The organism is Kitasatospora sp. NPDC032121 (assembly GCF_055580145.1).
Genome location: NZ_JBVILX010000019.1, coordinates 65,113 through 80,143 on the forward strand (window position 1 = coordinate 65,113; position 15,031 = coordinate 80,143).

At 73.1% G+C, this 15,031-nt stretch carries 12 protein-coding genes; 11 read left to right on the plus strand and 1 reads right to left on the minus strand.

Annotated features, from left to right (window positions below):
• The first annotated feature begins 162 nt into the window (after positions 1-162).
• The 11 genes from ACZ5OX_RS32835 to ACZ5OX_RS32885 all read left to right on the plus strand — a co-directional run bounded on the left by ACZ5OX_RS32835 (position 163) and on the right by ACZ5OX_RS32885 (position 12,984).
• Positions 163-957 carry an SDR family oxidoreductase gene (locus tag ACZ5OX_RS32835; RefSeq protein ID WP_465635100.1) on the plus strand — a complete coding sequence of 265 codons (795 nt, stop codon included), beginning with the start codon at positions 163-165 and terminating at the stop codon, positions 955-957.
• Positions 958-1,227: 270 nt separating this feature from the next.
• The gene (locus ACZ5OX_RS32840; RefSeq protein WP_465635102.1) at positions 1,228-3,000 is read left to right on the plus strand and encodes a sensor histidine kinase; all 1,773 of its coding nucleotides are present in this window, start codon (positions 1,228-1,230) and stop codon (positions 2,998-3,000) included.
• A complete protein-coding gene (locus ACZ5OX_RS32845; RefSeq protein WP_465635104.1) occupies positions 3,000-3,434 on the plus strand; it encodes a roadblock/LC7 domain-containing protein in 435 nt (144 codons plus the stop codon). Before ACZ5OX_RS32840 ends, ACZ5OX_RS32845 begins: the two co-directional genes overlap by 1 nt.
• Complete coding sequence (locus ACZ5OX_RS32850) at positions 3,431-3,799, plus strand: DUF742 domain-containing protein (RefSeq protein ID WP_392883665.1); 369 nt, start codon at positions 3,431-3,433, stop codon at positions 3,797-3,799. Before ACZ5OX_RS32845 ends, ACZ5OX_RS32850 begins: the two co-directional genes overlap by 4 nt.
• 115 nt (positions 3,800-3,914) lie before the next feature.
• Entirely contained in the window at positions 3,915-4,619 is a 705-nt protein-coding gene (locus tag ACZ5OX_RS32855) for a GTP-binding protein (RefSeq protein ID WP_465635183.1), read from the plus strand.
• Positions 4,616-5,860: a cytochrome P450 gene (locus tag ACZ5OX_RS32860; protein WP_465635106.1), complete on the plus strand. Its 1,245-nt coding sequence runs from the start codon at positions 4,616-4,618 to the stop codon at positions 5,858-5,860. The genes ACZ5OX_RS32855 and ACZ5OX_RS32860 overlap by 4 nt, the downstream gene beginning before the upstream one ends.
• 35 nt (positions 5,861-5,895) lie before the next feature.
• Complete coding sequence (locus tag ACZ5OX_RS32865) at positions 5,896-7,110, plus strand: cytochrome P450 family protein (RefSeq protein WP_465635108.1); 1,215 nt, start codon at positions 5,896-5,898, stop codon at positions 7,108-7,110.
• A 196-nt stretch (positions 7,111-7,306) separates the two neighbouring features.
• The gene (locus ACZ5OX_RS32870) at positions 7,307-8,695 is read left to right on the plus strand and encodes an ABC transporter substrate-binding protein (RefSeq protein ID WP_465635110.1); all 1,389 of its coding nucleotides are present in this window, start codon (positions 7,307-7,309) and stop codon (positions 8,693-8,695) included.
• 114 nt (positions 8,696-8,809) lie between these two features.
• Complete coding sequence (locus ACZ5OX_RS32875) at positions 8,810-9,937, plus strand: carbohydrate ABC transporter permease (RefSeq protein WP_465635112.1); 1,128 nt, start codon at positions 8,810-8,812, stop codon at positions 9,935-9,937.
• The gene (locus ACZ5OX_RS32880; RefSeq protein ID WP_465635114.1) at positions 9,934-10,980 is read left to right on the plus strand and encodes a carbohydrate ABC transporter permease; all 1,047 of its coding nucleotides are present in this window, start codon (positions 9,934-9,936) and stop codon (positions 10,978-10,980) included. The genes ACZ5OX_RS32875 and ACZ5OX_RS32880 overlap by 4 nt, the downstream gene beginning before the upstream one ends.
• A gap of 351 nt (positions 10,981-11,331) precedes the next feature.
• Positions 11,332-12,984, plus strand: coding sequence for a DUF4153 domain-containing protein (locus ACZ5OX_RS32885; RefSeq protein WP_465635116.1), 1,653 nt, complete (start codon positions 11,332-11,334; stop codon positions 12,982-12,984).
• Between the two features lie 169 nt (positions 12,985-13,153).
• On the opposite strand, the gene ACZ5OX_RS32890 is transcribed toward ACZ5OX_RS32885, so the two are convergent.
• Entirely contained in the window at positions 13,154-14,701 is a 1,548-nt protein-coding gene (locus ACZ5OX_RS32890; RefSeq protein WP_449791099.1) for an MFS transporter, read from the minus strand.
• Between the last annotated feature and the right edge of the window lie 330 nt (positions 14,702-15,031).

Sequence of the window (15,031 nt, forward strand, 5' to 3'; positions counted from 1 at the left end):
TGAGGTGACCCCCTGAAGCGGGGCGAGGACCTTTCCCGGTCCTCGCCCCGCTTTTTCGTGTGCCCGGGCGTGTTCTTCGTGTGCCCGGGCGTGCCGATGTCACGTCCGGGGGTGGTGTCCGGTCCGTAGGGGGTGAAGGCATGTGACGAGAGGAGCGGGGCGATGGCCGGGACGGTGCTGGTGACCGGGGCGACGGGGACGTTGGGGCGGGAGGTGGTGCGGCTGCTGGTGGCGCGCGGGGTGGCGGTGCGGGGGTTGAGCCGGCGGGTGCGGGACGGGGGCGACGGGGTCGAGTGGGTGGTCGGGGACCTGGTGAGCGGGGCCGGGATGGCGCGGGCGCTGGCCGGGGTCGAGGTGGTGGTGGACTGCGCGACCACCCAGAGGAAGGAGGACGTGGCCGGGGTCCGGACGCTGGTGGCGCGGGCCGGCGAGGCCGGGGTGCGGCACCTGGTGTACGTGTCGATCGTCGGTATCGACCGGGTGCCGATCGCGTACTACCGGACGAAGCTCGCCTGTGAGCGGGTGGTGCGGGAGTCGGGCCTGGGCTGGACGGTGCTGCGGGCGACGCAGTTCCACGACCTGGTGCTGAAGGTCTTCGACGCCTCCGTGCGGCTGCCGGTCTTCCCGGTGGTGAGCGGGGCGGCGTTCCAGCCGGTGGACGTCCGCGAGGTGGCCGAGGCGGTCGTGGACCTGGCGGGGCGGGAGCCCGTCGGCTTCGCGCCGGAGGTGGGCGGTCCACAGGTGCGTTCGTACCGGGAGCTGGCCGGGGCCTACCTTCGGGCGGCGGGCAAGCGCCGGGTGCTGCTGCCGCTGCGCCTGCCGGGAGCGGCCGGCCGCGGGCTGCGGGAGGGCGGCAACCTGACGCCGGACCGGGCGGTGGGCCGGGGGACCTTCGAGGAGGCGCTGGAGCGGCGGTTCGGCGGTCGCCGAGGCCGTTCGCACGTCAACCGGAGTTGACGGCAGGAGCGAGAGCGGAGAATTCGCGGCTGCGGCGAGCAGCCGGGGCCCCCGCGGGTGATGGCGGGAGACTGGCCGTCAACTGGCCGCTTGAGGCCTATGTCTGAATCGATATGATCGGCCGAAAGCGTGAACCGATCAGATGCCCGGAGACGATTCGCTGCGTCGCCGGGCGGTCCGGTATCGCGCCCGACCAGCTGTCGGCGGCCGCGACCGTCGCCGACCCGCTGCCCGCGCCGCCGCCCGCCGACGTTGCCGAGGACCGCACCGATGAGAGAAGCCCCCAGCCCCGACGGCCGATCGCGCCGACGGCCCGCGCCGCGCACCGTCGCCCTGACCGCGGTGGCCGTGCTGCTGGCGCTGGTCGCCGCGCCGGTCGGCGTCACCCGGGCGTTCGGCGCGCACCAGCCGCTCACCGCCCTCGCGGTGGTCGCCGTCACGGTGCTCTGGCTGATCGCCGTCGGGCTCGCGGCGACCGGCGTCGAGCGCAACCGCGGGCTGACCGAGGAACTGGCCGCGCAGCACGAGGAGACCCGGGCCGCGCTGGTCGCCGCGGGCAGGGCCCGGCAGGCCGAGACGGCCGCCGCCGACCACGCCGCCGCCGCGCTCGCCGAGCGGGACGCCGCCCGTGCCGAGCAGGCCAGGGCGGAGGCGGACGTCACCGCCGCGCACGCCGAGCTGGCCCGGCTGCGGGCCGAACTCGACGCCGAGCGCGCCGGGGCGGAGGCGGAGCGGACCAGGGCCGAGGCCGAGCGCGCCGAACTGGCCCGGATCGTCGACGGCGTACTGCCCGAGGTGGTGACGAAGCTGCGGGCCGGCGCGGCCGTGGACAGTGCGCTGGCCGTCCACCGCAAGCACCCCCAGTACGCGCTGCTGCGTGCCGTCGGCGAGGAGATCGGCCGCGGCGAGCGGCTGCGGGCCGCCGCACTCGCGGTCTGCGCGACCGCCGCCGGGCGGGTCCAGGCGCTGGCCACGAGCATGCACGCCGAGTTGCGCGAGATGCAGCACCGGCATGACGAGGAGGTCCTCGGCGATCTGCTGAGCCTGGACCACTCGACCGCCCAGGCGGGCCGGATGGCCGACAGCATCGCGGTGCTCACCGGTGCCCGATCGGGGCGCCGCTGGGCCAAGCCGATCTCGGTGGAGTCGGTGCTGCGCGGTGCGCTCGGCCGGATCGGCGCCTACCAGCGGGTGCGGCTGCACAACGCCAGCACCGCCGCGGTCGCCGGGTACGCGGCCGAGGGCGTGATGCACACGTTGGCCGAACTGCTGGACAACGCCACCAACTTCTCCGCCCCGCCGGCCGAGGTGCACGTCTACGTCGAGGAGGTGCCGGCCGGACTGGCGGTCACCGTCGAGGACAGCGGGCTGGGCCTGAGCGACAGCTGGCTGCGCCGGGCCGAGCGGGCCGTCTCCGCCGAGCCGCTGGATCTCACCACGCTCTCCGCCGGGACCCGGCTGGGGCTGGCGGTGGTCGGAGTGCTGGCGCGCAAGCACGGGCTGCAGATCTCCTTCCGGCCGTCGGCGCGTGGCGGCACCGGGGTGGTGGTGCTGATCCCGCAGCAGCTGGTCACCCACCCGGCGCCGGCCGCCGCCCCGGCGCCCGTCCAGGCGTCCGTCCCGGCGCAGGCGCCGTCCGTGGAGAACGCGCGCCCGGCGCTCACCTCGGCGCGCCCCGCCCCCGCCTCCCTGCCTCCGGTGCCCTCCGCGCAGCGGACCCCCGTCGGGGCGGGAACCGGGGCACAACCGCTGCCCAAGGCGCAGACCGCCACCGCGCCCGCGCTGCCGGCCGCGCCCGCCCGGATGACCGACAGCGGCCTGCCGCAGCGCCGTCGCGGGCAGACGCTGGCCACCGCCGCCCCCGCGGCGGACCGGGCCGCGAAGCCCGCAGGAACCGACACGGCGGTTGCGGCCGCCCGGTTCGGCGCGTTCCGACGGGCCGCCGCCCGTCCCGTAGGGGCCGAGCAGCCCCCTGCCGGGGCGCCGACCACGGACCCCGACACCATGCCCGACGCTTCCCCCGTCACCGAGAAGGACACCTGATGAGCAGTGCCAACGACCGCGACCTCGACTGGCTGTTGGAGAACCTGCTGGCGGCGACCCCCGGCACCCGGCACGCCCTGGTTCTCTCCGCCGACGGCCTCAAGCTCTGCCACACCGCCGGACTGAGCGCCGACCAGGCCGACCAGCTGGCCGCCATCGCCTCCGGCCTGCAGAGCCTGGCGCACGGCGCCTCGATCGAGTTCGGTGACGGCAGCGGCGGCGTGCGGCAGTCGATGACCGAGTTCCACGGCGGCATCCTGTGCATCGTGGCGGCCGGCGAGGGCGCCCACCTGGCGGTGGTCACGGACGACGAGGCGGACGTCGGCGTGGTCGGCCACAACATGCACGGCCTGATCGAGCAGATCGGGGTCCACCTCAGCGCGCCCGCCCGGGGTACGGAAGGCGAGGCCGTGCGAGAGAGCGCGACGATATGACCGCGGGGCCGGTGCTGCCGGGGCGCGACGACGACCCCGACCGCCTCTACACCATCACCCGGGGACGCAGCCGGGCTCCGGAGAACGCCTTCGACCTGGTGACCCTGATCGTCGCCGAGCGGCAGCCGGCGCCCGGGATGCAGTCGGAGCACGCCCGGATCCTGCGGATGTGCGAGGCCCCGACCGCCGTGGTGGAGGTGGCGGCGGAGCTGGCGCTGCCCGTCTCGGTGGTGAAGATCCTGCTCGGCGACCTGCTGGAGTCCGGGGCCGTCACCGCCCGCCACCCCCGGTTCGCGCCGAACAAGGCCCGGCTGCCCGACCTCGACACGCTGAAGCAGGTGCTGCATGGCCTCCAACAGCTCTGACGTCCGGGCCGCCGATGACGTCCGGGCCGCTGATGATGTCCGGATCGATGCCGACGTCCGGATCGATGCCGACGGCCGGCCCGATGCCGACGTCCGGTCCGCCGCCGGGGACGGCGTGCGGCCCGCCGGCTCGCGCACCCCGCTGCGGGCGACCGCCGACAACGCGCTGAAGATCGTCGTGGTCGGCGGCTTCGGGGTGGGCAAGACCACCCTGGTCGGGTCGGTCAGCGAGATCCGTCCGCTGAACACCGAAGAGGTGATGACCAGGGCGGGCGAGGGCATCGACCCGGCCGGCACCTGGGGCAAGCGCTCCACCACGGTCGCCTTCGACTTCGGCCGGATCACCCTCTCCGAGCGTCAGGTGCTCTACCTGTTCGGCGCGCCCGGGCAGGAGCGCTTCTGGTTCCTCTGGGACCGGCTGTTCAGCGGCGCCCTGGGCGCGGTCGTCCTGGTGGACACCCGGCGGCTGGAGGAGTCCTGGTACGCGATCGACCGGCTGGAGCACCACGGCACGCCGTTCATCGTGGCCCGCAACAACTTCGGCGAGCCGAGCCACACCCTGGAGCAGGTCCGCGAGGCGCTGGACCTGCCGGCCGAGGTGCCGCTGGTGGACTGCGACGCGCGCGACCGCGAGTCCGGCAAGCGGGTGCTGATCGCCCTGGTCCACCACCTGGCCGCCCTGGCCGGGGCCGACGCGGCGAGCCTGGCCGACGGGGCCGCCCCGGTCACCGCCGACGGGTCCGCCCCGGTCGCCGCCGGAGGGGAAGAGCCCGCCCCGGCAGGGTCCCGAACCGCGATCTACGAGGAGAGCACCCCGTGACCGAGCCCGCCGCCACCCCGCCCCCGGGCTGCCCGGCGCACGCCGGCGCCACGCCGCTGTACGGGCCGCGCTTCCAGACCGACCCGTCCCAGCTCTACCGCGAGCTGCGTGCCGCGCACGGCCCGGTCGCCCCGGTCGAGCTGGCCGGCGGGGTGCCCGCCTGGCTGGTGATCGGCTACCGCGAGCTCCAGCAGGTGACCGGCCAGCCGCAGCTGTTCGGCCGCGACTCCAGCCGTTGGCACGCCTGGGCGACGCTGCCCGCCGACTGGCCGCTGAAGCCGATGATGGCGCCCGTCCCCTCGATCCTCTACGCCGAGGGCGAGGAGCACGTCCGGCGCTCGCGCGCGGTCACCGACGCGCTGGCCGGGATCGACCCGTACGAGCTGCGCAAGCATGCCGAGGAGATCGCCGACCGGCTGATCGACGAGTTCGCCGGCCGCGGCGAGGCCGACCTGGTCGCCGAGTACGCGCACCGGATGCCGCTGCTGGTGCTGTGCCGGGTGCTCGGCCTGGACGAGGAGCAGGCACCGCAGCTGACCGCGGCGCTGCTGGCCATGCTGGACGGCGGCCCGGACGCGCCGGCCGGCGCCCAGCGGCTGCTGGAGCTGATGCTCGCGCTGGTGGAGGAGAAGGCCGAGCACCCGGGCGCCGACATCGCCTCGCGGATGCTGGCGCACGAGGCCGGGCTGACCCACGACGAGGTGATGCGCGACCTGCGGGTGCTCTTGATCGCCGGCCACCAGCCGAGCTCGTACTGGATCTCCAACGCGCTGCGGCTGATGCTCACCGACGAGCGGTTCGCGGCCTCGCTGGCCGGCGGCCGGCGCAGCATCAGCCAGGCGCTGAACGAGGCGCTCTGGGAGGACACCCCGACCCAGATCTTCGCCGGCCGCTGGGCGGTCAGGGACACCCAGCTGGGCGGTCAGCGGATCGGCGAGGGGGACATGGTCCTGCTCGGAATCGCCGGGGCCAACGCAGACCCGGCGGTCCGGCAGGCGGACGGCCGCCCGGCGGAGGGGAACCGGGCGCACATGAGCTACTCGTACGGCGAGCACGGCTGTCCCTTCCCGGCCCAGGAGGCGGCGGAGGTGATCGCCACCACCGCGATCGAGGTGCTGCTCGACCGGCTGCCGGACCTGAGGCTGGCGGTGGCCGAGCACGCGCTGGTGTGGCGGCCGTCGGCCTGGGTGCGCGGGCTGGTGGCGCTGCCGGTCTCGTTCACCCCGGGCCACCCGGCCTGATCATTCAACACCCGCCGTTCGAAAGAGAGTTGTCGATGACCGCTGCCCCGGCCCGAATCGTCCTCGACCCGCTGGCCCGCGACAATGCGGCCGAGGGTGCGCTGCTGAGGGCCGCCGGCCCGGCGGTGCCGGTCGAGCTGCCCGGCGGGGTCCGGGCCTGGGCGGTGACGCAGCACGCCGCCGCGCGCGACCTGCTGACGGACACCCGGCTGGTGAAGGACGCCGCGCACTGGGCGGCCTACCAGCGCGGCGAGGTGCCGAAGACCTGGCCGCTGATCGGCCTGGCTGTGCCCGGCCCGAGCATGGTGACCACCGACGGCGCCGAGCACCGCCGGCTGCGGGCGTTGGTCGCCCAGGCCTTCACCCCGCGCCGGGTGGAGCTGATGCGCCCGCGCGTCGAGGAGGTCACCCACGCGCTGCTGGACGCCCTGGCGGCGGGCGAGCCCGTGGTGGACCTCAAGACGGCCTTCGCCTTCCCGCTGCCGATGACCGTGATCTGCTCGCTGCTGGGCGTGCCGGAGTCGGACCACGGCCTGCTGCGCGACCTGTACGAGCGGTTCTTCGGCATCAAGCCGAACCCGGAGGGCATCCAGGCGACCGTCGCCGGACTGAACGCCTTCGTCAACGACCTGGTGGCGCAGCGCCGTTCGGCTCCCGGTGAGGACCTGGCGAGCGTGCTGCTGGCGGCCGACACCGAGGGTGGGGCGCTGACCGACGCGGAGGCGGCGGCCACCCTGCGGGTGATCATCGCGGCCGGCCACGAGACCACGGTGAACCTGATCGGCAACGCGGTGCGGGCCCTGCTGACCCACCCGGACCAGCTGGAGCTGGTCCGCTCGGGCCGGGTCTCCTGGGACGCGGTGGTGGAGGAGTCGCTCCGCTGGACGCCGCCGACCAGCAACTTCCTGTTCCGCTTCGCCGCCGAGCCCATCCCGGTCGGTGACGTGGTGATCCCGGCGGGCGAGCCGGTGCTGGTCTCGTACAACGCGATCGGCCGCGACCCGCTCCAGCACGGGGTGACGGCCGAGGTCTTCGACATCACCCGGGACCCGATCCGCCACCTGTCCTTCGGCCACGGCCCGCACGTCTGCCCCGGCTCCCCGCTGGCCCGGCTGGAGGCGGGGATCGCGTTGCCCGCGCTGTTCGAGCGCTTCCCAAGGCTGTCGCTCGCGGTGCCGGACGCCGAGCTGCGGCCGAGCCCCTCGCTGGTGGTGAACAGTCTGCTGGAGCTGCCGATCCAACTGTTCTGACGACACGTCATGTCACCTGCCCCCGATCGGGTTTCCGGTCGGGGGCAGTCGTGCACCTTGGCGCGGGCCGACGGCTGCGTTAACGTCTTCGATCAGTTCGGCCGCCCGTCCCGCTGCTCCCTGCGGGCCCATCTCCGGTACAGCGCAATGTCGTTCAGTCCACCGTCGGCAGCATGCCCTGGCGAGGAGAACCGCATTGACCCTCAACCCGACCGCACCGCACGTGAGTCACCGCCGTCGCCTGGCTGCCGTACCGGCTCTGGTGGCGGCACTGGCGCTGACCGCTGCCTGCTCCAACAGCTCCGGCGGTTCGGGTGGCGGCGGAGGCGGGTCGGCCGCGTCGCTGTCCGGTGACTGCGCCAAGTACCAGCCGTACGCCGGACACTCGGGCACCACCGTGACCGTGTTCGCCTCGATCCTCAGTCCGGAGTCGGACAACCTGGAGAAGTCCTGGGCCGAGTTCGGCAAGTGCACCGGGATCAAGATCAGCTACGAGGGCTCGAACGACTTCGAGTCCCAGCTGCCGGTCCGGGTCTCCGGCGGCAACGCCCCGGACTTCGCGATCATCCCGCAGCCGGGACTGCTGGCGCAGATGGTGAAGAGCGGCAAGGTGGTGAAGCCGCCCGCCCAGACCGTCGCCAACCAGGACAAGTGGAGCCCGGTCTGGAAGACCTACGGCTCGGTCAACGGCACCTTCTACGCCGCCCCGATGAGCGCCAACATGAAGTCCCTGGTCTGGTACTCGCCGAAGGCCTTCAAGACGGCCGGCTACGAGGTGCCCAAGACCTGGGCCGACCTGATGGCGCTCAGCGACCGGATCGCCAAGGCGGGTGGCGCCAGGCCGTGGTGCGGCGGCATCGCCTCCGGGACGGCCACCGGCTGGCCGGCCACCGACTGGCTGGAGGAGGTGGTGCTCGGCTCGTACGGCGGCGAGGTGTACGACCAGTGGGTCGGCCACCAGGTGAAGTTCTCCGACCAGAAGATCACCACCGCGATGAAGACCGTCGCCGACTGGATGCAGAACCCGGCCTGGGTCAACGCGGGCTTCGGCGACGTGAAGTCGATCGCCACCACCACCTTCCAGGACGCGGGCACGCCGATCCTGAGCGGCAAGTGCCTGATGCTCCAGCAGGCCTCGTTCTACGAGGCGCAGTGGCCCAAGGGCACCAAGGTCGGGCCGGACGGGGACGTCTTCGCCTTCCGCCTGCCCGCGGTGAACCCGTCGGTCGCCAACCCGGTCGAGGGCGGCGGAGAGTTCCTGGCGGCCTTCTCCGGCCGGCCCGAGGTGCAGGCGGTGCAGAACTACCTGTCCAGCTCGGACTGGGCGAGCAGCCGGGTGAAGACCGCGAGCGGCTGGGTCTCGGCCAACCAGGGCGTGGACAAGAGCCTCTACACCGACCCGATCGACAAGCTGTCGGCCGAGGCACTGACCGACCCGTCGGCGACCTTCCGCTTCGACGGCTCCGACCTGATGCCGGCCGCCGTGGGCGCCGGGCAGGAGTGGAAGTCGCTCACCGCCTGGTTCGCGGAGGGGCAGTCGATCCAGAAGACCGCCGCCGACATCGACGCCGCCTGGCCGCAGTAGCCGACGTGCCGGGGCCGCTCCCGGCGCACCCGGGACCACCTGTCGAGGGCGGTGCGGGACCACCCACCCGCACCGCCCGCCCCCTTCCCACCACGCCCGAAGGGACGCGCAGCCATGTCCGTACCCGGATTCCCTTCTCCCGGGTTCCATTCACCCGGGTTCCTTTCGCTCGGACTCCCCTCGCCCGGGTTCCATTCGCCCGGGTTCCATTCGCCCGTCGGCGGGTCGGCCGCCGAGGGGCTGCTCGTCGACAGGCTGGCGGCCGGCTCCTGGAACGACGCGGCGATCAAGTTCGGCAACACCTTCGGCGCCGTCGCGGGCTTCCTCGGCATCCTGCTGGTGGTCTTCCTGGTCGCCGGACGGGCCCGGGGCCGGCTGGCCCGTCCGCTGGCGGTCGCGGTGTTCCTCGGTCCGGCGGTGTTGCTGCTGGCCGTCGGCCTGGTGGTGCCGCTGGTCCGCACGGTCTACCTCAGCCTCCAGAACGACGACGGCACCCGGTTCGTCGGCGGTGAGAACTTCGGCTGGGCCTTCACCTCCGACTCGGTGCAGAAGGTGCTGGTCAACACGCTGCTCTGGTTGGTGGCCGTACCGCTGGTGGCGACCGGGCTGGGACTGGTGCTGGCGCTGCTGGTGGACCGGATGCGAGGCCAGTCGGTCTACAAGTCGCTGATCTTCATGCCGATGGCGATCTCGCTGGTCGGCGCGTCGATCATCTTCAAGTTCGTCTACGAGTCGCGCGGACCGGGCCAGCCGCAGATCGGCCTGCTCAGTCGGCTCGCCGTCGCGGTGGGCTGGGACGATCCGCCGAACTGGCTGCTCTCGCAGCCGCTGAACACCTTCCTGCTGATGGCGGTGATGGTCTGGGTGCAGACCGGCTTCGCGATGGTGGTGCTGTCGGCGGCGATCAAGGCGATCCCGGCGGAGGTGGTGGAGGCGGCCCGGCTGGACGGTGCGAGCGGGGCACGGCTGTTCTGGTACGTCACCGTGCCGATGATCCGCAGCACGGTACTGGTCGTGCTGACCACCGTCCTGCTCATCACCCTGAAGGCCTTCGACATCGTCCGCACCATGACCGGCGGCAACTTCGGCACCCAGGTGCTGGCGAACGAGATGTACTCGCAGTCCTTCGTGCAGTTCAACTCCGGTCGCGGCAGTGCCCTCGCGGTGCTGCTCTTCGTCGCGGTGCTGCCGCTGGTGGCCTACAACATCGTGCAGCTGCGGAAGGAGCGTGAGGTCCGGTGACCGGGACGGACGGCCGGGAGGGGGCGGCGGATCCGGCGCGGCCGGTGGAGCCGTCGCGGGAGGTGGAGCCGCCGCGGGAGGTGAAGTCGCCGCGGGAGGTGAAGTCGCCGCGCGAGGTGGAGCCGCCGCGGGAGGTGAGGCCCGTGCAGTCGGTGCGGAAGGCCTTCAGTAGTCCGCTGGCCTCGGTGTTCGTGATCGCGATGACGGTGCTCTGGACGATCCCGACGCTGGGCCTGCTGGTGACCTCGCTGCGGCCCAAGCAGGACGTGACCGACAGCGGCTGGTGGACCGCCCTCGTCCACCCGGACCTCGGCCTCGACAACTACCACTCGGTGCTGTTCGAGGGCGGGCCCGGCGTCTCCACCGGCCTGATGCCCTTCCTGGTCAACTCGCTGGCGATCGCCGTCCCGGCGACGGTCTTCCCGTTGATGCTGGCGGCGATGGCGGCGTACGCGCTGGCCTGGGTGCGGTTCCGGGGGAGCGACGTGGTCTTCTTCACGGTGTTCGCGCTCCAGGTGGTGCCGCTCCAGATGGCGCTGATCCCGCTGCTGCGGCTGTTCTCCGGCGGCGCGCACCTGGGGCCGCTGACGCTGATCCCGGCGGTGGACCTGAAGGGCAGCTACGCGCCGGTCTGGCTGGCGCACACCATGTTCGCGCTGCCGCTGGCGGTGTTCCTGCTGCACAACTTCATCGCCCAGCTGCCGCGCGACCTGATGGAGGCCGCGGTGGTGGACGGCGCCTCGCACTTCAAGATCTTCCGTTCGATCGTGCTGCCGCTGTGCACCCCGGCGCTGGCCTCGTTCGCGATCTTCCAGTTCCTGTGGGTCTGGAACGACCTGCTGGTGGCGCTGACCTTCGCGGGCGGCACCCCGGAGGTGGCGCCGATGACGGTGCGGCTGGCGCAGCTGTCCGGTTCGCTCGGCGGGCGCTGGGAGCTGCTCACGGCCGGGGCGTTCCTGTCGATCACCGTGCCGCTGATCGTCTTCTTCAGCCTCCAGCGGTACTTCGTCCGGGGACTGCTGGCCGGGTCGGTCAAGGGGTAGCGGGGGAGTCCATGGTCGCGAGGCGGTTCTGAACGCGTTCAGACTCAGCTTTTGAACTTGTTCAGAATGGTCTACAGTCGGCAGCGGCCGGGGCGCCGAACGCGCCCGCCGGCGGACCGCCCGTGGGGTGGCCTCCGCACGCCCGCCGATCACTGAGGGGGACTCATGTCCGGCCCTTCCGCGCCTGTGCCATCCGATTCGTCCGGCCCTTCCGGCGTTCCCGACTCCTCCGGGCCGCTCGGTTCGGCCGGGTCGCCCGACTCTCCCGGCCCCTCCGGGGCGCCGGGTGCGAGCGACGTGCCGGGTGCGTCCGGGGCGCCGGGGCCGACCGCGTCACCGGGTGCGGCCGACGTGCCGGGGTCGACCGAGGCGCCGGGGTCGACCGCGCCGTACGACCCGTACGACCCGTACGGTCCCTACCGCGCGGTCGGCCCCGGCCCGCAGGGCAAGCCGGACCGGGGACCGGTGCCCGGAACGCCGGCGCCCTCGGTCGGCACGTGGCTGCGCGTCAGCGATCCCGAGCGCCGGGCAGGGGCCACGCCCCGGGTCGTCCTGGCCGCCCTGCTCACCGGTCTGCTGACGGCCTGGCTGCTGTTCGACGGTCTGGGTGTCAACCTGCTGGTCTGCGGCGCCGCCACCGCTGTCGGGGCCGGGTTCGCCGCCCGGGTGGCGGGCCGTCGGATCCGGCCGTGGACGGCCGTCTGGAGCCTGCTCGCCCTCGCCCTGCTCGTCGTCCCCGCGCGGTGGGACGCCGGCTGGCCCGCGCTGCTGGCCGCCGGAGGCGCGCTCGCGCTGGCCTCACTGGCCCTGCACGGCGGCCGTCGCTGGGCCGGCGTCCTGTTCGCCCTGCCCGGTCTCCTCTGGCAGCCGGTGCCCGCCGTGGGGTGGGCCTTGACCAGCGTGCAGGGGCGCCTGCTGCCGGGCCGGGACCGGATCATCCCGGTGCTCAAGGCACTCGCGGTCGCCGCCGTCCTGCTGACCGTCTTCGGCCTGCTGTTCGCCAGCGCCGACGCCGCCATGGCGGACCTGCTGGGCAACCTCAGCCCGGACCTCGACCTCGGCCGGCTCCCGGGGCGCGCCGTGCTGTTCGTGCTCGGGACGGCGACCGCGCTGGGCTTCGCGCACATGGCCGCCGGCCCGCGCCGCTGGGACCGCACGGTGATCCGGCCGGGCCGCGAGCGGCGCCGGCTGGAGTGGGCGCTGCCGCTGGTCGCGCTCAACCTGATGTTCGGCGCCTTCACGGTGATCCAGGCCGTGGTGGTGCTCGGCGGCGCGGACGCCGTGCTGAGCAACACCGGGATGAGCCGCTCCGAGTACGCCCGGCAGGGGTTCTGGCAGCTGAGCGTGATCACCGTGCTGACGCTGGTCGTGGTGGCGGTCGCCAAGCGCTGGGCGCCGCGCACCACCGCCGCCGACCACCGGCTGGCGCGGATCCTGCTCGGGCTGCTCTGCCTGCTGGCGCTGGCCGTGGTCGCCTCGGCGCTCGGCCGGATGTGGTTCTACGTGGACGCCTCCGGGCTCACCCGGCTGCGGCTCTGGGTGCTGGTGGTCGAGGTCTGGCTGGGCGTGGTCTTCCTGCTGCTGATCGCCGCCGGGCTGACCCGCCGCGCCGGCTGGCTGCCGCGCGTCGTCGTCCTCAGCGGGATGCTCACCGTCGCGGTCTACGGCCTGATGGGCCCTGACGCGATCGTCGCCGAGCAGAACGTCACCCGGTACGAGCAGGCCCTGCGGACCGACCCGCACGGCGCGGCCATCGACCTGCGCAACGTCCGCCGGCTCTCGGCGGACGCGGTGCCCGCCCTGGAGCGCCTCCCCGAGCCACAGCGGAGCTGTGCGCTGCAGCTGATCGGACACGAGCTGGGAGGGGAGTCGAGGCCCTGGTACGCGACCAACTTCGCCGCCGCCCGGGCCCGGGGGATCCTGGCGCAGCGGCCGCTGGTGGACTCCACGGTGGTCGGCCGCACGGCCTGCGACCGGGCGGGGCTGGCGTACGAGGACCTGTAGGCCGACCCAGGGCGGGGGCCCGCGGACAGCGGCAGGGCCGGCCGGGAGCGTGCTGCTCCCGGCCGGCCCTGGGCGTTGTGGTTTGTGGCGGTGTCGCCGCATCGAGACGGTGTCAGTGCATCGAGACGGTGTCAGTGCATCGCGACGGAGCCAGTACGGCGCGACGGTGTCAGTGCATCGCGACGGCAGAGGAGTCGCTCGGCAGGTCACCGGCCTTGGCCTTGATCGCGAAGAGCGCGACCAGCAGGGCGACGGCGGCGAGCGCGGCGCCCACGATGAAGCCGTGCGAGATGCCCTCGGTGAGCACGGTGTTGGCGGCGTCGGTGCCCTGCGGGAACTCGTGGTGCTGCTGGAGGTAGGCCAGCTGTTCCGGCTTGGCGCTCTCCATGAACTTCGGCAGCTGTACGGCGGCCTCGGCCGTGGCGTAGTGCGCGAAGACCGTGGTCAGGATCGACAGGCCGAGCGAACCGCCGATCTGCTGCATCGAGTTGAGCAGGCCGGAGGCGGCGCCGGTCTCCTCGCCCGGGACGCCCGCGACGGAGATCAGCATCACCGGGACGAAGATCAGGCCCATGCCGAAGCCGAACACCACCGTGGGGCCGAGCACCCCGTCCAGGTAGCCGCTGTCCTTGCTCATCTGGGTCAGCCAGGTGAGGCCGACGGTGACCAGCAGCGCGCCGCCGGCCATGAAGGGCTTCGGGCCGTACTTGGCCTGGAGGTTGGAGGCGATCTGCGCGGCGATGATGATCGCGACGCTGATCGGGAGGAAGGAGACACCGGCCTTCAGCGGGCTGTAGCCGAGCGGACCCTGCACGAACAGCACGACGTAGAAGAAGATGCCGAACATGGCCGCGGCCAGGCAGAGCATCATCACCAGGCTGCCGGTGCGGTTGCGGTCGGCGAACAGGTGCATCGGGGTGATCGGCTGGTCGGTGCGGCTCTCGACCACGAGGAAGGCGGCGACCAGGACCGCGCCGGCCGCGAAGGAGCCGAGCGTGATGCCGTCCGACCAGCCGTCGGAGGCGGCCCGGATGAACCCGTAGACCAGGCCGACCAGGCCCAGCGTCGAGGTGAGTGCACCGGGCAGGTCGAAGCGGCCCGGGTGGCGCTCGGACTCCGCGATGTAGCGCGGCGCGGCGATCGCGATCAGGATCGCGATCGGCACGTTGACGAAGAACACCCAGCGCCAGTTCAGGTACTCGGTGAGCAGGCCGCCGGCCAGCAGGCCGATCGCGGCGCCCGAACCGGCCACCGCCGAGAACACGCCGAACGCCTTGTTGCGCTCCGGCCCCTCGTCGAAGTTGGTGGCGATAAGGGCGAAGGCGGTCGGGGAGCATATCGCGCCACCGATGCCCTGGAGCGCGCGGGCGGCCAGCAGCAGGCCGCTGTCCTGGGCGAAGCCACCGAGCAGCGAGGCCAGGCCGAACAGCAGGGTGCCGAAGATGAACACCCGGCGGCGGCCGAGGATGTCACCCGCGCGACCGCCGAGCAGCAGCAGTCCGCCGAAGGTCAGGGTGTAGGCGTTGATGACCCACGACAGGTCGGTGGTCGAGAAGCCCAGGGCGTCCCTGATGTGCGGCAGTGCGATGTTCACGATGGTCGCGTCGAGGACCACCATGAGCTGGGTGGCCGCGATGACGGTCAGGGTGATGCCCTTGCCCCGCCCCTGGGTCGTCCGCGGTGGTGCGTTCTTGCTGAGCGTGTCGGAGATAGCCACGAATGTGCCCCCTGCTGGCTATGTGCTCGGTGGTGCGGGTTCGGCGGAGTCGCCGGTCCGGGTGTGGCGCTGCGCCCTTGCGCAGGCCGAGAAGGAACGGGATCGTTCACTAATCGGGGACGATATCCCGGTCGCGATTGTGAACGCAAGCGTTCCTTAAGGATGGTGGCGGTGGCGATGGAGCGGTTGGTGCGGCGCCTGGTGGCGGACCGATCCGGTCGGCCGCTAGGTGGGCTGCTCGACGGGGCGCCGGGCGGTGCGGTGGTTGGTGCGGCGGGCGCTGCGGCGGGTGGCGTGGCGGGCGCTGCGGCGGGTGCTGCGGCGGGGCGG